Below are 18,381 nucleotides of genomic sequence, written 5' to 3' on the forward strand. Positions count from 1 at the left end.
GTACCGCGGTGCGCTCAGTACGCAGGGACCGGCGGTGTGACGCCGGTCTTCTCGTATTCAGCGAGGATGTCGAGGCGACGCTGGTGGCGTTCCTCATTCGACCACGGGGTCGCGAGGAACGCGTCCACGATGGCCAGCGCCTCTTCGGTGGAGTGCATGCGGCCGCCGATACCGATCAACTGCGCGTTGTTGTGCTGCCGGGCCAGCTGGGCAGTCTCGACGCTCCAGGCCAGCGCGCAGCGGGCCCCGGGCACTTTGTTCGCGGCGATCTGCTCGCCGTTGCCGCTGCCGCCGAACACCAGGCCCAGGCTGCCTGGGTCGGCGACGGTGCGGCGGGCCGCCTCGATGCAGTAGGCGGGGTAGTCGTCGAGCGCGTCGTATTCGAGCGCGCCGCAGTCCACGACGTCATGTCCCGCCTGCTGCAGGTGGGCCTTGACGTGATTCTTCAGTTCGAAACCGGCATGGTCGGCACCCAGATATACGCGCATGGCAGGCATTGTGTCAGGCCGCCGTACCGCGTTGGCGACAGGGCACACCCCCTTGATTGACATATTCGACTGATACGCCAGTTGTGTACGCGGCACAGGTCCGAACACGTCTGGGGCGGCCCTCGCCGTTCCCGGCAACTGAATAGAGTTCGACCCATGCAGCCGCACGGACCCCACCCGCACGACCAAGCGGGCCGGCACGCCGACCCGTATGCCAAGCAGGCGGGGTGGGCGCGGGATCAGGACGCGCCCGCCGCACCCTACGGCCAGCCGCATCCGTCGGGCTCGTATCCCGCCGTCCCATCGGGTTCGTATCCGGCGGCGCCGTACCGGTACCGCCCGTACCCAGGCGCACCGGTGCCACCCGGGTTCCCACCGCAGCGACCGCCGCGCGGTCTCTCGCCGTTCGGCATGCCCGCCAGGCATAGCTGGGAGATCCCGATGCTCGTCATCGTGATCGTGCTGACCGTCTTCGCCTATCTGATCGCGCTGCTGCTACTGGCGACCGGCAACGTCGACCAGTACGTTCTCGGGTTGGCTGCGGCCCCGCTGCTGCTGTGGTTGGGCCGCGGCGTCAGCTACGCGACCCAGCGGGTGAGCGGCGTGAAAATGTCGCCGACCCAATTCCCCGAGGGTTACCAGCTCGTAGTCGATGCGGCCGCCCGCTTCGGCATGACGAAGGTGCCGGACGCGTATGTGGTGCTCGGCAACGGTCGGATCAACGCGTCCGCGAGCGGACACGGCTTCCGTCGCTATGTCGTGGTGTACAGCGACCTATTCGAGATCGGCGGCGCCGCACGCGAACCCGACGCACTGGCGTTCATCATCGGCCACGAGGTCGGCCATATCGCGGCCGGGCACACCTCGTACTGGCGACAGCTCGGCATGTTCCTGGTGCCGTTCCTGCCGATCATCGGAAGCTCGCTGCTCCGCGCGCAGGAGTACACCGCCGACAACCACGGCTACTGCAACCGGCACCTCGGCGCGCCCGCCGCAATGGGCACGCTGGCCGCGGGCAAGTACATGAACAAGCTGGTCGGCTTCGACGAGATGGCCGACCGGGCGGCGTTCGAAAAGGGCTTCTTCGTCTGGGCCGTGAACGCCATGTCCAGCCACCCGGTGCTCACCTGGCGGATGTGGGCGCTGCGCGACCGCAGCAGGCACGGCAAGCTGTTCCTGCGCCCGAACCCGCCCGTGAACGCCACGTCGCCCACCCCGAGCAACTATCCGAGTCCCTACGGCAAGGTCCCGGCGAGTCCGCCGAAGCCCGTTCCGTGACGATGTGCGAGCGCCGCTCGGCGCGGCACTCGCACATCGACGCTCAGTCGAACGACGGATCCTCGGTCCGCGTCCGCTTCAGCTCGAAGAAGTGCGGGTAGGACGCCAGCGCGACGGCACCGTCCCAGAGTTTGCCCGCCTCCTCTCCGCGCGGAATGCGGGAAAGGACGGGGCCGAAGAACGCGGTCCCGTTGATGTGGATGGTCGGGGTGCCGACGTCTGGTCCCACCTTGTCCATCCCCTCGTGATGGCTCTTGCGCAGCGCCTCGTCATAGTCGGTGCTGTCGGCCGCCGCGGCGAGTTCGGCGGGCAGACCGACCTCGGCCAGCGAGTCGGCGATCACCGCGGCAAGGGTCTCCTTGCGGCTCTCCCGCTCATATTCGGCGCGCCGGTTGTGGATGCGGGTACCCATCGCGGTATAGAGCGGCGACAGCACCTTGTCGCCGTGCCCCTGGGCCGCGGCGATGGCCACTCGGACCGGGCCCCAGCCGACGGCAAGCAGCTCCTGATACTGCGGGGGCAGACCTTCCTTGTCCTCGTTGAGCACCGAAAGGCTCATCACGTGGAACCGGGCGTCGATGTCCCTGACCTGCGCGACCTCGAGGATCCAGCGGGACGTGATCCAACACCAGGGGCACAGCGGGTCGAACCAGAAATCGGCGACATCCTTGGTGGCTTTGTCGGGCACAGGTGGCTTCCTCTCGATCGCGTCCTGGATGGGCGGCGGGTCACACCTGCCGCCCTACCGACCAACCACGTCGGCGCGCGATTCGTTCCCACCCGACGCGCCGTTTTCCCGAGCTGTCGCGTAGCTGCCAGTAGGGTTGGTCGGCAGGAGCCCGGTTCCCTTCCGTGAAGGAGTCCGCTATGAGTTCTCACCAGCGTTTCGTCATAGTCGGCGGCGGTCTGGCCGCGGCCAAAATCGCGGAAGCGTTGCGGGACAAAGACTTCGACGGAAGCGTGACCCTGATCGGTGCCGAGGACCGGCTGCCCTATGACCGTCCGCCGCTGTCGAAGGAACACCTCACGGGCAAGAAGGCGCTCAGCGAGTTCACCGTCGCTCCCGCCCAGTGGTACCGCGACCATCATGTCGAAGTCCGGCTCGGCACCACGGTGACCGGGCTCGACACCGCGGCGAAGACGGTCACCCTGCCAGACGGTTCGACAGTGCCCTACGACAAGCTGGCGCTCGCCACCGGCTCCACGCCACGCACGCTGCCGATTCCCGGCGCGGACGCGCCCAATGTGTACACGCTGCGCACCATCGAAGACTCCGACACCCTGATCGATTTGTTCGGCAGCGCACGCCGGATCGTCATCATCGGTGCGGGCTGGATCGGTCTCGAGGTCGCGGCGGCGGCCCGTGCGGCCGACGTGCAGGTGACCATTGTCGAGGCCGCCGACCTCCCGCTACTCGCCGCGCTCGGCCCGGAGATGGGCGAGGTGTTCGCCGACCTGCACCGATCGCACGGCGTCGATTTCCGGTTCGGCGCGCAAGTCGCCGGGATCACCACGCAGGACGCCATCGCGACCGCGCTCGCCAACGGGGTCCGGCTCGATGACGGGAGCACGATCGAGGCCGACGCGGTGCTGGTCGCGGTGGGCGCCCGCCCGAACATCGAGCTGGCCGCCGATGCCGGTCTCGCGGTGGACGGCGGCGTGCTCGTCGACGAACATCTGACGACCAGCGATCCGGACATCGTCGCAGTCGGTGACATCGCCACGCAGCAGCACCCGGTCCTCGGCACGCGTATCCGGGTGGAGCACTGGGCGAACGCGCTCAACCAGCCCGCGGTCGCGGCCGCGACCATGCTCGGCAAACCAGCCACCTATGACCGGCTGCCCTACTTCTTCACCGATCAGTACGACCTCGGCATGGAGTACACCGGATATGCGGCGCCGGGCGGCTACGGCAGGGTCGTCGTGCGCGGCGACCTGGCGGCGCGCGAGTTCGTCGCATTCTGGCTGGACTCCGACGACCGGGTACTCGCAGGGATGAACGTGAACGTCTGGGATGTGACCGACCGGATCACAGAGCTGATCCTCGCCGGCAAGCCGGTCGACCCGGACCGGCTCGCGGATGTGGCCGCGCCGTTGTGATGCTTATCACTATCAGAACAACGTCGGATCGGCGCGATGGGCTCCGACCTTTCCCCGAGCGCACCGCACGGGCGCTCCGAACGGCCCGGAGCCGACGAAGAGGAGTCGAACTATGAAGTACATGCTGCTGAAGACCTATGCACCCGCCGCCTACTGCGACACTCCGATCACCGAATGGTCACCGGAAGAGATCCAGGCGCACATAGACTTCCAGCGCGCACTCGGTGCACAGTTGGCCGAGTCCGGCGAACTGGTCGACGGGCAGGGTCTGGCTGGTCCGACCGAAGCACGAGTGGTCAGCTCGGACGGACGGTCGGCGCCGGTGGTCACCGACGGGCCATTTCCAGAGACCAAGGAGTTCCTGGCCGGGTACTGGATCGTCGACGTGGACAGCCCCGACCGGGCCTACGAGATCGCCGCGCAGGCCTCTGCCGCACCGGGCCCTGGCGGCAAACCGATCGGCGAATACATCGAAGTCCGCGCGGTGATGGGCGCTCCCGCCACCGAGCAGTGAGCGACCGGCGTGCGGTGCCCGACGACACACCGCTCCCGGCGAGCACCGAGGACCTGCTGCGCGCACTGGCGCCGCAGGTCCTCGGAACGCTCGTCCGCCGGTTCGGTGATTTCGACACGGCCGAGGACGCGCTGCAGGAGGCGATGCTGGCGGCCGCGACGCAGTGGCCGGCCGAAGGTCTGCCGGCCCATCCCCGTGCCTGGCTGATCCAGGTCGCGCAGCGCCGGATGGCCGACGCAGTGCGCGCCGAGGTAGCCCGGCGGCGCAGAGAGGCTACCGCCTTCGAACGCGACCTCACCGATGCCACCCCGGTCGACCACGACGACACGCTCGCGATGCTGTTCCTGTGCTGCCATCCCGCGCTGTCACCGGCCAGTGCCATCGCGCTCACCCTGCGGGCGGTCGGCGGCCTTACCACCGAGCAGATCGCGCGCGCCTTCCTGTTGCCGGAAACGACGATGGCGCAACGGATCACGCGGGCGAAGAAGAAGCTGGCCACATTGGACCGGCCTTTTGCGCGTCCCGGCGACGCGCAGTGGCGCGAGCGGCTCGGCGCGGTCCTGCACGTGCTGTACCTGATCTTCACCGAGGGTCACACGAGCTCGGGATCGTCGCTGCACCGCACGGACCTCTCCGGCGAGGCGATCCGCCTGACCAGGGCGGTGCACCGCCTGCTGCCCGACGACGCCGAGGTCACCGGACTGCTCGCGCTCATGCTGCTCACCGATGCCCGACGCACCGCGCGCACCGGCGCGCACGGCGAACTCATCCCGCTGGCCGAACAGCACCGCGCGCTGTGGGATCGCGCTCTGATCACCGAGGGGACCACGCTGACCACCAGCACGCTGCCCGAGGGCCTGCGCGGGCCCTACCAGATCCAGGCGGTCATCGCGGTGCTGCACGCGCTGGCGGCACGCGCCGAGGACACCGATTGGCCGACGATCCTCGCGATGTACACCCGGCTCGAACAGCTCTCCGACAACCCTATGGTGACCCTCAACCGCGCGGTGGCCAGCGCAATGGTGTCGGGGCCCTCGGCAGGCCTCGAACTCACCTCGACCCTCGATGAGCGGCTGGCGGGCCATTACCGGCTCGACGCCGTCCGCGGCCATCTCCGTGAAATGGCAGGCGATTTCGACGCCGCCATCACCCACTACACGGCAGCGGCCGCCCGTACCACCAGCTCCCCTGAACGCGACTACCTGACCGTCCGCGCCGCCCAGCTGCGCAGGGAAGGACACGCTCAGAACGCGATCGACCGCACGTAGGGGCTCGGGACATCCGCCACACGGAATTCGGTGGCGTCCATGCCGCGCGATCTGCCGACCGCGCGTACCGCGTCGAACGGGTGGTCCAGGCGCAGTCGCCTACGCGACGCCAGCACGGTCGGGGCCGCGGCAGTCTGCCGACCGAGGCCGGGGCAGACTACCCGGTGTGGCAGACAAACACAGCGCGGGAGTCCTGCTGTTCCGCCGGACCTCCGGCCACCGTGTCGAGGTGTTGCTCGGGCACATGGGCGGCCCGTTCTGGGCGCGAAAAGACCTGGGCGCCTGGTCGATTCCCAAGGGCGAGTATGAGCCGGAGTCCGAAGACGCGCGCACCGCGGCCGGGCGCGAATTCGCCGAGGAGCTCGGTTTGCCCGTTCCGGACGGCGAGTGGATACCGCTGGGCGAGGTGCGCTACGGCAGTGGCAAAGGAAAGAAGAGCCTCACCGTCTGGGCCATCGAGGGCGACCTGGATCCCGCCGCCATTGTGCCGGGAACATTCGAACTGGAGTGGCCGCCGCGCTCGGGCACGATCACCGAGTTTCCGGAGATCGACCGCGTCGCGTGGTTCGACCTTGCCACCGCCCGCGACAAGCTGGTCGCCGGCCAGCGGCCTTGTCCGGACCGGCTGGCCGACCACCTGACGCTCTGACGCGCGGCTACCGCGACACGCCGGTCCAGGTCCGGCCGGTGATCAGTTCGTAGGCCTCCACGTACTTCTGCCGAGTGGCTTCGACGATATCGGCCGGGATCTGCGGGCCGGGCGGTTCCTTGTCCCAGCCGGTGGAGGTCGACCAGTCGCGAACGAATTGCTTGTCGAACGAGCGCTGCGGCCTCCCCGGCTCCCACTCGTCGGCGGGCCAGAAACGTGAGGAGTCCGAGGTGAGAACCTCGTCGCCGAGGGTGAGAATGTCGCCGTCCCAGCCGAATTCGACCTTGGTGTCGGCGACGATCACGCCACGTTCGGCGGCGTGCGCCGCGCCGCGGGCGTAGATGTGCAGGGTCAGCTCGCGCAGCCGCTCGGCGACCTCACGCCCCTCCTGGTTCACCACATCCGCGAACGTGATCGACTCGTCGTGCCCTTGCGACGCCTTGGTGGTCGGCGTGAAGATCGGCTCCGGCAACTTGTCGCCCTCGCGCAATCCTGGCGGCAACGCCACCCCGGACACCGAGCCCGTTCGCCGATACTCCACGAGCCCCGAGCCGGTCAGGTAGCCGCGGGCAATGCATTCGATCTGCACCATCTTCAGCGGCTTGACCCGGATTCCGCGGCCTGCGAACTCGGCGGGCACGTCGGTGGCGGAGACCACGTGATCAGGCACATCGGTGAAGTACTCGAACCACCAGTTCGACAGCTGAGTCAGCAGCGCACCCTTGTCCGGGATCGGGGTCGGTAGCACGACGTCGTACACCGAGACCCGGTCGGAGGCGACCAGCAACAAGGTTTCGCCGTCCTCATACAGGTCACGCACCTTCCCGGCGTGCACATGCTTCAACGTCGATCCTCCGAATCCGTGGGGAGTGAACCTGCACTGCACCAGGCAGAATACCGCCGCGCCGTGGGCGAAGAAGTCGCGCCGTCCGCCCGCCGTCGTCGTCGGCACGCGGGAGCGGGGCGYGCGGTTAGGGTTGGTGCGGAAAGTCCCGCGCGGGCCGCCGCATCGAGGTGGCATTGTGGGGTGCGCCCGCGCCCGTTCTTCGACCACGAAGGAGCCTCATGTCCGCACCCAACCTCACTCGTGAGCAGGCGATCGAACGCGCCTCGACGGTATCGGTCGAGAACTACCTGATCGACCTGGATCTCACCGACGGGGCGGGAAGACCGGGCGAGCAGACCTTCTTCTCCCGCAGCACCGTGACCTTCACCGCGCCCAAGGGCGCGAGCACGTTCGCCGATATCGTGGCGCGCGATGTGCGCTCGGCGGTGCTCAACGGCACCGCCCTGGACATCTCCGACTACGACGAGTCGACCGGAATCACGCTGACCGATCTGGCCGAGCGCAACGAGCTGGTGGTCGAGGCAGACTGCGAGTACTCGCACACCGGCGAGGGTCTGCACCGGTTCGTCGACCCGGCCGACGGTGCCGTGTACCTGTACTCGCAGTTCGAAACCGCCGACGCCAAGCGGATGTTCGCCTGCTTCGACCAGCCCGACCTGAAGGCAACCTTCGATCTCACGGTCACCGCGCCCGCCGACTGGCAGGTCGTCTCCAACGCCGCCGTTGTGCACACTGTCGCGGCCGAACCGGGCAAGCACATCTTCCGCACCACCCCGAAGATGAGCACCTACTTGGTCGCGCTCATCGCGGGCCCGTACGCGCGATGGACCGACGTCTACACCGACGAGCACGGCAGCATCCCGCTCGGCATCTACTGCCGTGCCTCGCTGGCCGAGCACATGGACGCCGAGCGTCTGTTCACCGAGACCAAGCAGGGATTCGGGTTTTACCACGGGAACTTCGGCGTCCCATACGCGTTCGGCAAGTACGACCAGCTGTTCGTGCCGGAGTTCAATGCGGGCGCGATGGAGAACGCGGGCGCGGTGACCTTCCTGGAGGACTACGTCTTCCGCTCCAAGGTGACCCGCGCGTCCTACGAGCGCCGCTCCGGGACCGTGCTGCACGAGTTGGCGCACATGTGGTTCGGCGACCTGGTCACCATGAAGTGGTGGGACGACCTGTGGCTGAACGAGTCGTTCGCCACCTTCGCCGGGGTGTTGTGCCAGTCCGAGGCCACCGAGTACACCAACGCATGGACCACGTTCGCGAATGTGGAGAAGTCCTGGGCCTACCGGCAGGACCAGCTGCCCTCCACCCACCCGATCGCCGCGGACATCCCCGACATCGATGCGGTAGAGGTGAACTTCGACGGCATCACCTACGCGAAGGGCGCCAGTGTCCTGAAACAGTTGGTCGCCTATGTGGGGCTCGAGCCGTTCCTTGCGGGTCTGCGCGCGTACTTCGCCGAACATGCCTACGGCAACGCCACGTTCGACGATCTACTGGTGGCGCTGGAGAAGGCTTCCGGACGCGACCTGTCCACCTGGGGCGCACAATGGCTCAAGACCACCGGCCTGAACATCCTGCGCCCGGACTTCGAGGTAGACGCCGAGGGCAGGTTCACCTCGTTCGCCGTAGTACAAGAGGGTGCGGAGCCAGGCGCGGGTGAACGGCGCGTGCACCGCCTCGCAGTCGGCGTCTACGCCGACCAGGACGGAAAGCTGGTGCGCACCAAGCGCGTCGAAATCGACCTCGACGCCGCCGAGCGCACCGAGGTTCCCGAGCTGGTCGGCGTGCCGCGCGGCCAGTTCGTGCTGATCAACGACGACGACCTCACCTACTGCTCGGTCCGGCTGGACGCGGGCTCGCTCGACATGCTCGTCAACCGCATCGCCGACATCGCCGAGCCACTCCCCCGCACGCTGGCCTGGTCGGCGGCATGGGAAATGACCCGCCAGGCCGAATTCCGGGCCCGCGATTTCGTCGCCCTGGTCCAGCGCGGCGTCGCCGACGAGACCGAAATCGGTGTGGTGCAACGACTCCTGATGCAGACCAACACGACGCTCAGCAGCTATACCGACCCGGAATGGGCGGCGACCACCGGGTGGCCGGATTACGCGAACCGGCTGCTCGAGCTGGCCCGCGAGGCCGAGCAGGGCTCGGATCACCAGCTGGCCTTCGTGAACGCGCTGACCGGCGCGAAGCTGTCGGCCTGGCACACCGAGGTGCTGCGCGAGCTGCTCGACGGCGACCCGGCGAAGGTCGGGCTCACCGGTCTGGTGGTCGACACCGACCTACGCTGGCGCATCGTGTCCGCGCTCGCGGCGGCCGGCGAGATCGACGCCGACGGCCTGGACACCCCGATCATCGACCAGGAGCTGGCCGGCGACCCCACCGCGGCGGGCCGGCGCCAGGCTGCCGCGGCGGCTACCGCCCGCCCGATCGCCGAGGTGAAGGAACGGGCGTGGGCGACCGTGATGCACGACGAGTCGGTCCCCAACATCACCGCACGCTCGATCGTCAGCGGCTTTGCGCCAGCCGGACAGAATGACCTGCTCACCCCCTACGTCGAGCGCTACTTCGCGGAGGTGCGCGGCGTCTGGGAGCGCCGCTCCAGCGAGGTCGCCCAGACCGTGGTGGTCGGCCTCTACCCACATTGGGCGATCACCGAGGACGCAGTGGCCGTCGCCGACAAGTTCCTCGCGGGCGACCACCCCCCGGCCCTGCGCCGCTTGGTCAGCGAGGGCAAGGCCGGTATCGAACGCTCCCTCCGGGCCCGCGCCTTCGACACGCAGTCATAAACGAAACCGGCGCGTCCACCCGCTGAATGGGTGGACGCGCCGATTCGACAACAACCACGAACCGCCGGTCCGGCATCAACCTTGAGACTGTGAGTCTTACAAGCGGCGAAGACGCTCCTACAGGAGACTGCCCGCTCCACATACTCCCAGCCCTGTGGGGTGCGAGTCTTACAAACACCGTTGCAGCCCGGCTCACATCCGAGCCGCTGAAGCGCATGCGGGGCGGTCGCGAGTCTCGGTCGCTCGGACGCGAGCCATGAAGGGGGCTGTGAACACGCAGCGCCGCAGGCACGGCCCAACCAGGGACGATGGGTCCACAACAATACGAGTGGAGTCACCCGCCCACCGCTACCAGCAGCCAGAAACTCTCAGCTCTAGCAGTTGCCACCGCACGCAACCACGTCGGCAAAACCCCCGTTTCCGAGCGCAGCGAGACCAAGCATTCCCCGTTCGCGGCCCGGCTCGCGTCCGAGCGGCCGACGCGTCCGCGACGAAGTCGCCAGCGGCGGTCGCTCGGACGCGAGCCATAAGGGGGCCGCGAACACGCAACGCCGCAGGCGCTGCCAATCAAACACAGCCAAAAATTACCGCCCGATGGCGGCGGCCATCACGCGCACCGCGGAAACGAGACCGTCGATCAGCTGGCCCTGCCGAAACGAGCTCAGGGCGGCGGTGACGCCGAGCTGGCAGACACGGTCGTTCGCGCGCTCGGCGACATCACGGCCTGAGCGCACCTCGATCGCCTTCTCGTTGGGCGAGACGGCGATCAGCACCGAGCGCGCCGCTTCGGGCGTGGTCGGGAAGAGCGCGTCCACACCCGCCGCCGTGTCCGTACCCAGATCGCCGATGTAGATGTTGAAGCGCACCTTGGTCGCGCGGGTAGCCTCGGTGAGCACGTTGTCTATCGTGAGCCGCTCGTCATCGCGGAACGGGGCTTCCTTGAACACGTCGCCGGCTTCGTGCACGCCGGAGACGCGCCCGCTGCTGGTGATCGCGTACCCGTGCGGCAGGTCGGCCTCGACCACCGCGGGCCACTTAGAACTTGCCACTTGCCCGGCCTCCGATCAGTTCCACCTCGGTGGACTCGATAGCCGCATGATGTCCATGCGACGTATCTGCGATGTCGTGGTGACCCGAACCGGTCACCTCGTCGGTGGCACTCCACAACACCGGCGGCTGGGTCCACTTCTGACCGAGATCGAAGTGGACCGGCTTCTCACCAGGCAGTGGCTTACCGAGAAATGACAATCCGGCGATCGCACCGTAGATCACCAGCGGGATGCCGGCGAAGACCAGCACTGTCTCGAGAATGCTCACGGATCAACGGTAGACGATCGTGTGTAGTAGTTCTCCGCCCGGTCGAACCGTCATGGTTTCGTATCCCGGCACGACGGGTGGGCCAGGCCTTTCGGACCGGCTTCTGCTGCACGGCGACACTCAGACCAGCCAGGCCGCCGCATTCGGTGGCAGCTGACCACCCTCCGGCGGCGCACTGGCCAACAGCACATCTCCTGGCGGCAACGGGATGGGCGCCGTCGAAGCGTTCAGCACGCAGACAAGCCCACCGGGACGGCGGAAGGCGAGACAGCCCGGCGGGCTGCTATACCATTCGATGCGGTCGCCCCCGAATTCAGGTCGCTGAGCGCGGAGTTCGATCGCCATGCGGTAGAGCGACAGGGTGGAGCCGAGTTCCTCGAGCTGGGCTTCAACGGTCAGTCTGGCCCAGTCGGGCGGGATCGGCAGCCAGGAACTGCCGGTGGTGAACCCGAACGGCGGTGCGGTGCCCTCCCACGGTAGCGGCACCCGGCAGCCGTCGCGGCCGCGTTCGGTGTGGCCGGAGCGCTCCCACACCGGGTCCTGCAGAACCTGGTCGGGCAGGTCGTCCACATTCGGCAGGCCGAGCTCGGCGCCGTTGTAGATGAACACCGCGCCGGGAAGTGCGAGCTCCAGCAGGATCATCGCCCGTGCCCGCGCCACCCCGACCGCGCCGCCGCCGTACCGGGTGACCTCGCGCTCGATGTCGTGGTTGGACAAGGTCCAAGTCGGCGACGCGAAAACCGGCCCGACGGCGGCCAGCGAGTTGTCGATCGCGTCGCGCACGTCCTCGGCGCTGAACTGGGCCTCGGCGAGACGGAAGTTGAAGGCCAGGTGCAGTTCGTCGGCACGCACGTACTCACCGAAGCGGGTGTTGTCGTTCACCCACACCTCGCCGATGGTCACCGCGTCCGGATACTCGTCGATCAGCTTGCGGATGCGGCGGTGGATCTCGTGCACGGCGGGATTGTTGAAACGCACGTCGTTGTCGTCGTGCGCGAGCAGCGCGGAGGCGACCTCGGGCAGGTCGGGCAGGCCATCTGGTTTCGCCATGCCATGTGCGACGTCAAGCCGGAATCCGTCGACACCGCGGTCGAGCCAGAATCGCATGGTCTGCTCGAAATCGGCGGCGACGTCGTCGTTGGCCCAGTTCAGATCCGGCTGTTCGCGCGCGAAGATGTGCAGATACCACTGACCCGGCGTGCCGTCGGGCTCGGTGACCCTGGTCCAAGCGGGCCCGCCGAAGATGCTCGGCCAGTTGTTCGGCGGCTCGGCGCCGTCGAGCCCACGGCCGTCTCGGAAGATGTAGCGTTCACGTTCCGTGCTCCCCAGCGCGGCGGCCAGTGCCGCACGGAACCACGAGTGCTGGTCGCTGGTGTGGTTGGGCACCAGGTCCATCGTGACCTTGATTCGACGGGAGTGGGCTGCCGCGATCAGCTCGTCCATCGCGGCGAGACCACCGAAGAGCTGGTCGATATCGCGCGGATCGGCTACGTCATAGCCACCGTCGGCCATCGGCGAACGCATCACCGGGCAGACCCACAACGCGTCCACGCCCAACAATTCGAGGTAGCCGAGTTTGTCCCGGACACCGGGGAGATCACCGATCCCGTCACCGTTCGAGTCCGCGAAGGATCGGGGATAAATCTGGTAGAACACGGCCGACCGCCACCACGGCTGGGTGGTGCGATCCACCGGCGCCGCTTCGGCTGGTGCATCAGTCACGAGTGCAATAGTGCCAAAGTCTCGCGCTGAAAACCTTCTGGCGAAGCTGCGTCCTCGAGGTAAGGCGAATAGCCAGCGTTGTTGCGCTCAGCTGAAACCTTGATGCTATCTCGCCTCTCGACCGAAAATTCCAGGCTACTTTCGGCACTCCAGCGAATTCACCGCCATCGCAATGCGGTGGGAAACGACACTTGCCAGGATGCCGGTCCGCGTCGCGAACGCATACTCAGAACGGGGCGTTCACCAGCGAGTTGGCCGCCATCTCCAGGTAGTCGAGCAGAGCTTTCCTGTGCTCGTCGTCGAGGACATCGGGCTCGATCTCCGCGACCGCGATCCGCATGCACCGCAGCCACGCGTCGCGCTCGATCGGCCCGATCGTGAACGGCATGTGCCGCATGCGCAGACGCGGATGGCCACGCTCGTCGGAGTAGGTGCGCGGACCACCCCAGTACTGTTCGAGGAACATCCGCAGCCGGCGCTCGGCGGGGCCCAGGTCTTCCTCCGGGTAGAGCGGGCGCAGCACCTCGTCGGCCGACACCTCGCGGTAGAACGCCGCGACGATCCGCCGGAACGTCTCCGCTCCGCCGACCATCTCGTAGAACGACGTCGCTGTCTGCTCGCTCGAAGTCATAGACCCTCTCGATTCGCTGAATGCGCCACAGCCCATTGTGCCCGCAGCGCTCAGCCGCCGCTCAGCGGCCGCAGCGTCGCGGCTGGATGGCACTTCAGCCACCGTTAACCAGACATTGTTGAAAATCACCGTGCACTGGCCGACGTTCCATGGTCAACTGGGTGGCAGTCTCTGCTCCGCAGATACCACATGATCCTGCCAATCATGAAATTGAGGTCGAGATGAAGCAGCGGCACGGCGCCCGATCACATGAGGCGCGAGCGCACCGACAACTCCAGCCCGCCGACGTCCACAATCGTGGGTCGGGGGCTACTCCGCTGCACCTCTTGTCCGAACATTGTCCTGCCGGCCATCATGGCCACCATGACCATGCGTCGCACCCCGCCGCACCGCCCGCCGAGGGCACGAACTGGCTCAAGACCAGGGTGCTGCTGTTGAACGCCACCTACGAACCGCTTACCGCCTTGTCCGCGCGTCGCGCGGTCGTCCTGCTCATCTGCGACAAAGCCGACGCCGTCCATCAGAACGACGAAGGACCGGTGGTCCATTCCGCCGAAGCATCCGTAACCATTCCCTCGGTGATCCGCCTACGCAACTACGTGCACGTGCCGTATCGGGCCAGGGTGCCGATGACCCGCGCCGCCCTCATGCACCGGGACCGCTATCGGTGCGGCTACTGCGGCGGCAAGGCCGAGACCATCGACCATGTCATCCCGCGCAGTCGCGGCGGGGAACACTCCTGGGAGAACTGCGTCGCCAGCTGCGCGCCGTGCAACCATCGCAAGGCCGACAAGCTGCTGAGCGAGCTGGGCTGGACATTGCGCTCCCCACTGGTCTCGCCGAAGGGCCCGCACTGGCGCCTGCTGTCCACCACCACCGAGCTCGACCCGCTGTGGTTGCAGTACCTCGGCGAAGGCGCGGCCTGATCCCTCGCCGAAGGCTCAGAGTTCCGTCCTCGGCATCGTCGCCGCAGGTGGCCGTCCGATCGCGGCGGTGCTCGCCGGGCTTTCGGCGAAGGTCAGGCATCTGCCGTACGGACTGTCGGTTCCCCAGGTGGTCGGTGCCGGTTGGCGGCGGGTGTGCATCTGACGAACGACGAGTCCGTGGCGCTCTCGCCGCCGACCAGGCGAGCAAGCGTGCGGCCTGCTAGGTCACCGACGCCGGCGTTCTCCTTGCCTGGCACGCGGTGCAGCGATCGGAGCGTTGATCGGTTCCGTGGTCTCGGATACTTCGGCGCTCGGGCTGGACGCGGCATTTTTCGCAGTGCTGCTCGCGCTCGTGCTACCCGCCTTCCGTGATCGAGCCACCTCAGGGGCGGTGTGCGTCGGCACTGCCGTCGCTCTGGCCAGCGCACCGTTCCTTCCCGCCGGAATGCCGGTACTGCTTGCTCTTTCGGGCATGCTCGTCGCGGCGCGCGAACAGCCGAGCCAGTCTTCGACGTAAGGCGCGCAATGATGTTGTCCGCCAGGTGTTCGCCCTCGCTGTAAGCACCTACGCCTTCCGCTGGGCTGGTCCCGCCCTGCGCGACCGGGTGCGCTTACCCGCCCGCACGGTGCGTCTGCTGGAAATCGGCGTTGTCGTCGTGCTTGCCGCGCTGGTGGCCGTGACCACCTTGCCGCTGGGCACGGGCAGTCTCGGGTTCGCCGTGCCCGCAGGCATTCTCGTCGGCGGCATGCTCGCCTGGAAACGGCAGCCGATCCTGGTGGTGATCCTCGCGGCGTCGTGACAACGGCGGTGTTGCGCGTCATCGACGTCTCCTGACCGGTCTCGAAACTCGTTTTCGGCCAGGCTTCTTCGCGGACCGCCCCCCGCGGGCGGCGCCGTCCCCTCCTGTTGACGGCGCCGCCAACCATTTCATCGCTCGCGGAACTCCATGTGCTACCGGAGAGTTCGAAATCGCCACCTCCTGCCTGCAGTCCGCTGCCTGCTAATACGTTTCGCGCGGTGAAGCAACGCTAGTGCGGTGCAGCCGCGACACTGCGGCGCAGCCGCGACAGTGCCGTCAGCTCCAGGCAGCGCAGCAGCAGCTAGCGCGGCAGCAGCGGGATACCGCCGCCGAGGCGGCGGGCGATCGAGCCGTAGCGGGCATCCAGCCGCAGCCAGGTCCGGCTGGCCCGAACGCGAACAATCTCGGCCAGCGGAATACGGCGCGGATCGGCCTTCTCCCCCGAATGCGGGATGAAATCCATGGCGGTGAGCGCGAAAACGACCCGCATGGGCACCTGCACCTGGGTGTCCGCGCCCGAAACGGTCAACACGGTCTGATCGAGCAACGACGCCGGCGGACCTTGACTGCTGCCGTGTTCCTTCGCCAGCCGCGCACCCTGCTCGGCGAGATCGACCAGGGTGCGCGCGGGCACATCATCGATGTGTGCGAAGCCGTCCGAGGGCGGCAGCGCGCCACGCCAGGCGGAGTCCATCGAATACCCCAAGTCGATCGGGCTACTGATCGCCAGCCCGGCCAACACCAAGTCGGCGGCGACGGTCACATCGTCGACGCCGAGCTCGGCGACCACGGTGCGCACCGCCAGCGCCTCGAAACCCGTCGCCACCCATGCCGAGAGGTACCGCTCCCCGCGGCGGCGCAGGCGCACCACCGCCGCAGGGTCCAGCCGGACGGCCCGGGTCAGGAACGTCGCGAGATTCTCCCGCTCCGCCGGATCGGATACGTGCAGCACTCGTTGCTCTGCCATCACGGCTGCTCTGCTGCCACTAGTCAGCGATCACCGACGCGATCGCTCACTCTGTCCACTCGGACAGGTAATCGCGCTCCGAGTCCGTGAGCCGCCGCAGCCGCTGTGCCCGCATGTCGAACGCCGCGATCTGCGTGGACGCGATCACCGCAGGCGCCGAATCAGGCGCCGCGCCGGCAGCATGCACCTCGTAGCCGATGGTGAAGTCGACCGCGCGCAGCTGCTCGATCCACATGGCGATATCCAGCGGCGTGTCCTCATGCCGCAGCTGACCGCGGTAGCGGACCCGCAGGTCGGTGAGCACGCAGCCCTCGCGCAGCGCAGCGGTCGGGCGGCCGTCCTCGAACAGCCATGGGATCCGCGCCTCCTCCAGCAGCGTCACCATTCGGGCATGGTTGACGTGCTGAAACACATCCATGTCCGACCACCTGACGTCTACCTTGGTGTGAAAACGCCTGGGCAGCACAACGCTGCCCTGCGCCTTTTCGCCAACGTGCGACGAACTCGTCAACGTGGTACCTCCGATTGGGCGCCCACCCCGCTCACCATGCTCCGCACTTGCCGCGCCGCAACCGACAGCGTGGCGAGATCGTGGGTCCCGGACTCGAACAACTCCGACAGTGCCGCCCTGGCTCGACCGAGCCGGGACTGATTCTTCGACTCCCAGTATGCAATCTTCTCGTCCGCGGTCTCCTCCGGGTCACCGCCGGAGAGCACGTCGAGAGTGAGCGAGCGCAGCGACCCGTACATGTCGTCACGCAGCGCGAGCCGGGCCAGCGAGTGCCAGCGGTCACCGCGTTCGAGGTGGCTGACCGCCTCCAGCAGCCAGTCGATCTTGAGGTGATCGTTGAGGGCGTAGTACAACGAGCCGACCTCGTCGCCGTCCCGGTCGGTGATGTCGGCGATGTCCACGATGTCCAGCAGCGGGAACAGGGTGAGCAGACCGAAGACCTCGGTGGCCAAGTCGGTCGGGGCGCCGCGTGCGATCAGCTCGGCAGCTTGGTCGGTGAGGCTGGTCACGTGGTGTCCACGCAGCCAACCTGGCACCTTCGGGGCGAGCTCGCGCACATCCGTGCTGTACCTGTTGATCTCCGCGCCGACCGCGATCGGCTGCGGCCGGTTGCTCAGGAACCACCGGGACGCGCGGTCCAGAGTCCGCTTCGTCTCCAGTTCGAGCAGGTCGCGCACCGAGGTGGGCGCGTCGCATTCGCGGATCCTCGTCCACATGGCGTGCAGGCCGAAGATCCCGCTGGCCGCGGCGAACGCGCGCACCGCGTCGGTGGTGGTGGCGCCGATCTCCTCGCTCAGCCGGTGCGCGTAGGTGATGCCACCGTAGTCCACCATCTCGTTCGCGATCATGGTGGTGACGATCTCCCTGCGCAGCCGGTGTCTCTTGATCGCCGTGCCGAACCTGCCGCGCAGCGGCGTCGGAAAGTATGCGGGCAGCCGGGCTGCGAAGTACTGACTGTCGGGCAGGTCGGAGTCGAGCAGGTCGGCCTTGAGCGACAGCTTCACGTGCGCCATCAGATTGGCCAGCTCCGGCGACGCCAGACCCCCGCCCTCCTCCAGCCTGCGCTTCATCTCCTGATCCGAGGGCAGCGCCTCGAGTTCGCGGTCCAGTCCACGGCGCTCCTCCAGATCCTGGATGAGCCGCGTGTGCACGTGAAGCATCTGCGGCGCGTCGGTGCGCGAGAGTCCCATGAGGAAGTTCTGCGCCACGTTGTCCTGCAAGACCATCTGCGCGACCTCGTCGGTCATCGAGGCGAGCAGCGGATTGCGGTCGGCCTCCGGCAGCTCACCGTTGCTGACCACGCCGTCCAACAGCACCTTGATGTTGACCTCGTGGTCGGAGCAGTCCACGCCCGCCGAGTTGTCCAGCGCGTCGGTATTCATCTTGCCGCCGTTGCGGCAGAACTCGATCCGGCCCAGCGCCGTCGCGCCCAGGTTGCCACCCTCGCCGATCACCTTGACCCGCAATTGGTTCGCGTTTACCCGCACCGCGTCGTTGGACTTGTCACCCACATCGGCATTGGTTTCGGTGCTCGCCTTCACGTAGGTGCCGATGCCGCCGTT

General features: G+C 67.5%; 19 protein-coding genes. 9 read left to right on the top strand and 10 right to left on the bottom strand.

Features of this window, described 5'->3' with window-relative positions; translation table 11 throughout:
- Positions 1-14 precede the first annotated feature (14 nt).
- Positions 15-488 carry a ribose-5-phosphate isomerase gene (locus AB4Z47_RS27660; RefSeq protein WP_441955117.1) on the bottom strand — a complete coding sequence of 158 codons (474 nt, stop codon included), beginning with the start codon at positions 486-488 and terminating at the stop codon, positions 15-17.
- Positions 489-644: 156 nt separating this feature from the next.
- Between AB4Z47_RS27660 and AB4Z47_RS27665 the strand changes: the two genes are divergently transcribed.
- A complete protein-coding gene (locus tag AB4Z47_RS27665) occupies positions 645-1,766 on the top strand; it encodes a M48 family metallopeptidase (RefSeq protein ID WP_441955119.1) in 1,122 nt (373 codons plus the stop codon).
- Between the two features lie 43 nt (positions 1,767-1,809).
- Here the strand turns inward: AB4Z47_RS27665 and AB4Z47_RS27670 are convergent, their stop codons facing one another.
- Complete coding sequence (locus AB4Z47_RS27670) at positions 1,810-2,454, bottom strand: mycothiol-dependent nitroreductase Rv2466c family protein (protein ID WP_441955121.1); 645 nt, start codon at positions 2,452-2,454, stop codon at positions 1,810-1,812.
- 179 nt (positions 2,455-2,633) lie between these two features.
- Between AB4Z47_RS27670 and AB4Z47_RS27675 the strand changes: the two genes are divergently transcribed.
- From AB4Z47_RS27675 to AB4Z47_RS27690, 4 genes are all read left to right on the top strand, one after another.
- Positions 2,634-3,866, top strand: a complete 1,233-nt coding sequence (locus AB4Z47_RS27675) for an NAD(P)/FAD-dependent oxidoreductase (protein ID WP_441955123.1) — start codon at positions 2,634-2,636, stop codon at positions 3,864-3,866.
- A gap of 112 nt (positions 3,867-3,978) precedes the next feature.
- Positions 3,979-4,380 carry a YciI family protein gene (locus tag AB4Z47_RS27680; RefSeq protein ID WP_441955125.1) on the top strand — a complete coding sequence of 134 codons (402 nt, stop codon included), beginning with the start codon at positions 3,979-3,981 and terminating at the stop codon, positions 4,378-4,380.
- On the top strand, positions 4,377-5,648 hold the full coding sequence (locus AB4Z47_RS27685; RefSeq protein WP_441955127.1) for an RNA polymerase sigma factor: 1,272 nt from the start codon (positions 4,377-4,379) through the stop codon (positions 5,646-5,648). The genes AB4Z47_RS27680 and AB4Z47_RS27685 overlap by 4 nt, the downstream gene beginning before the upstream one ends.
- Positions 5,649-5,814: 166 nt before the next feature.
- On the top strand, positions 5,815-6,297 hold the full coding sequence (locus AB4Z47_RS27690) for an NUDIX domain-containing protein (protein ID WP_441955129.1): 483 nt from the start codon (positions 5,815-5,817) through the stop codon (positions 6,295-6,297).
- 7 nt (positions 6,298-6,304) lie between these two features.
- On the opposite strand, the gene AB4Z47_RS27695 is transcribed toward AB4Z47_RS27690, so the two are convergent.
- The gene (locus tag AB4Z47_RS27695) at positions 6,305-7,141 is read right to left on the bottom strand and encodes a phosphoribosylaminoimidazolesuccinocarboxamide synthase (protein ID WP_441955131.1); all 837 of its coding nucleotides are present in this window, start codon (positions 7,139-7,141) and stop codon (positions 6,305-6,307) included.
- A 221-nt stretch (positions 7,142-7,362) separates the two neighbouring features.
- On the opposite strand from AB4Z47_RS27695, the gene pepN reads away from it, so the two are divergent.
- The gene (pepN, locus tag AB4Z47_RS27700; protein ID WP_441955132.1) at positions 7,363-9,945 is read left to right on the top strand and encodes an aminopeptidase N; all 2,583 of its coding nucleotides are present in this window, start codon (positions 7,363-7,365) and stop codon (positions 9,943-9,945) included.
- Between the two features lie 584 nt (positions 9,946-10,529).
- Here the strand turns inward: pepN and AB4Z47_RS27705 are convergent.
- The 4 genes from AB4Z47_RS27705 to AB4Z47_RS27720 all read right to left on the bottom strand — a co-directional run bounded on the left by AB4Z47_RS27705 (position 10,530) and on the right by AB4Z47_RS27720 (position 13,615).
- Positions 10,530-10,970, bottom strand: a complete 441-nt coding sequence (locus tag AB4Z47_RS27705) for a DUF5130 domain-containing protein (RefSeq protein WP_441955134.1) — start codon at positions 10,968-10,970, stop codon at positions 10,530-10,532.
- A 10-nt stretch (positions 10,971-10,980) separates the two neighbouring features.
- Positions 10,981-11,262: an aa3-type cytochrome oxidase subunit CtaJ gene (gene ctaJ, locus AB4Z47_RS27710; protein WP_441955136.1), complete on the bottom strand. Its 282-nt coding sequence runs from the start codon at positions 11,260-11,262 to the stop codon at positions 10,981-10,983.
- 120 nt (positions 11,263-11,382) lie between these two features.
- Entirely contained in the window at positions 11,383-12,984 is a 1,602-nt protein-coding gene (locus AB4Z47_RS27715) for a glycoside hydrolase family 13 protein (protein ID WP_441955138.1), read from the bottom strand.
- A gap of 226 nt (positions 12,985-13,210) precedes the next feature.
- The gene (locus AB4Z47_RS27720) at positions 13,211-13,615 is read right to left on the bottom strand and encodes a globin (protein ID WP_441955140.1); all 405 of its coding nucleotides are present in this window, start codon (positions 13,613-13,615) and stop codon (positions 13,211-13,213) included.
- A gap of 221 nt (positions 13,616-13,836) precedes the next feature.
- Here AB4Z47_RS27720 and AB4Z47_RS27725 point away from each other — a divergent pair, with 221 nt between their 5' ends.
- From AB4Z47_RS27725 to AB4Z47_RS27735, 3 genes are all read left to right on the top strand, one after another.
- A complete protein-coding gene (locus AB4Z47_RS27725) occupies positions 13,837-14,541 on the top strand; it encodes an HNH endonuclease (protein WP_441955142.1) in 705 nt (234 codons plus the stop codon).
- A gap of 277 nt (positions 14,542-14,818) precedes the next feature.
- Positions 14,819-15,058, top strand: coding sequence for a hypothetical protein (locus AB4Z47_RS27730; protein WP_441955144.1), 240 nt, complete (start codon positions 14,819-14,821; stop codon positions 15,056-15,058).
- A gap of 25 nt (positions 15,059-15,083) precedes the next feature.
- Positions 15,084-15,341 carry an AzlD domain-containing protein gene (locus tag AB4Z47_RS27735; protein ID WP_441955146.1) on the top strand — a complete coding sequence of 86 codons (258 nt, stop codon included), beginning with the start codon at positions 15,084-15,086 and terminating at the stop codon, positions 15,339-15,341.
- A 301-nt stretch (positions 15,342-15,642) separates the two neighbouring features.
- Here AB4Z47_RS27735 and AB4Z47_RS27740 read toward each other — a convergent pair whose 3' ends face one another.
- The 3 genes from AB4Z47_RS27740 to AB4Z47_RS27750 all read right to left on the bottom strand — a co-directional run.
- A complete protein-coding gene (locus tag AB4Z47_RS27740; protein ID WP_441955148.1) occupies positions 15,643-16,308 on the bottom strand; it encodes a hypothetical protein in 666 nt (221 codons plus the stop codon).
- A gap of 46 nt (positions 16,309-16,354) precedes the next feature.
- A complete protein-coding gene (locus AB4Z47_RS27745) occupies positions 16,355-16,774 on the bottom strand; it encodes an acyl-CoA thioesterase (protein WP_441955154.1) in 420 nt (139 codons plus the stop codon).
- Positions 16,775-16,815: 41 nt separating this feature from the next.
- A partial coding sequence (locus AB4Z47_RS27750) for an NAD-glutamate dehydrogenase domain-containing protein (RefSeq protein ID WP_441955150.1) occupies positions 16,816-18,381 on the bottom strand: 1,566 nt, incomplete at its 5' end.

This window comes from Nocardia sp. 2TAF39, assembly GCF_052114905.1.
Taxonomy (GTDB): domain Bacteria; phylum Actinomycetota; class Actinomycetes; order Mycobacteriales; family Mycobacteriaceae; genus Nocardia.

Bases quoted from the DNA above. Each gene is read 5' to 3' on its own strand.
- AB4Z47_RS27660 (WP_441955117.1), bottom strand. From the start codon at position 488: ATGCGCGTATATCTGGGTGCCGACCATGCCGGTTTCGAACTGAAGAAT.
- AB4Z47_RS27665 (WP_441955119.1), top strand. From the start codon at position 645: ATGCAGCCGCACGGACCCCACCCGCACGACCAAGCGGGCCGGCACGCC.
- AB4Z47_RS27675 (WP_441955123.1), top strand. From the start codon at position 2,634: ATGAGTTCTCACCAGCGTTTCGTCATAGTCGGCGGCGGTCTGGCCGCG.
- AB4Z47_RS27680 (WP_441955125.1), top strand. From the start codon at position 3,979: ATGAAGTACATGCTGCTGAAGACCTATGCACCCGCCGCCTACTGCGAC.
- pepN (WP_441955132.1), top strand. From the start codon at position 7,363: ATGTCCGCACCCAACCTCACTCGTGAGCAGGCGATCGAACGCGCCTCG.
- AB4Z47_RS27720 (WP_441955140.1), bottom strand. From the start codon at position 13,615: ATGACTTCGAGCGAGCAGACAGCGACGTCGTTCTACGAGATGGTCGGC.
- AB4Z47_RS27725 (WP_441955142.1), top strand. From the start codon at position 13,837: ATGAAGCAGCGGCACGGCGCCCGATCACATGAGGCGCGAGCGCACCGA.
- AB4Z47_RS27740 (WP_441955148.1), bottom strand. From the start codon at position 16,308: ATGGCAGAGCAACGAGTGCTGCACGTATCCGATCCGGCGGAGCGGGAG.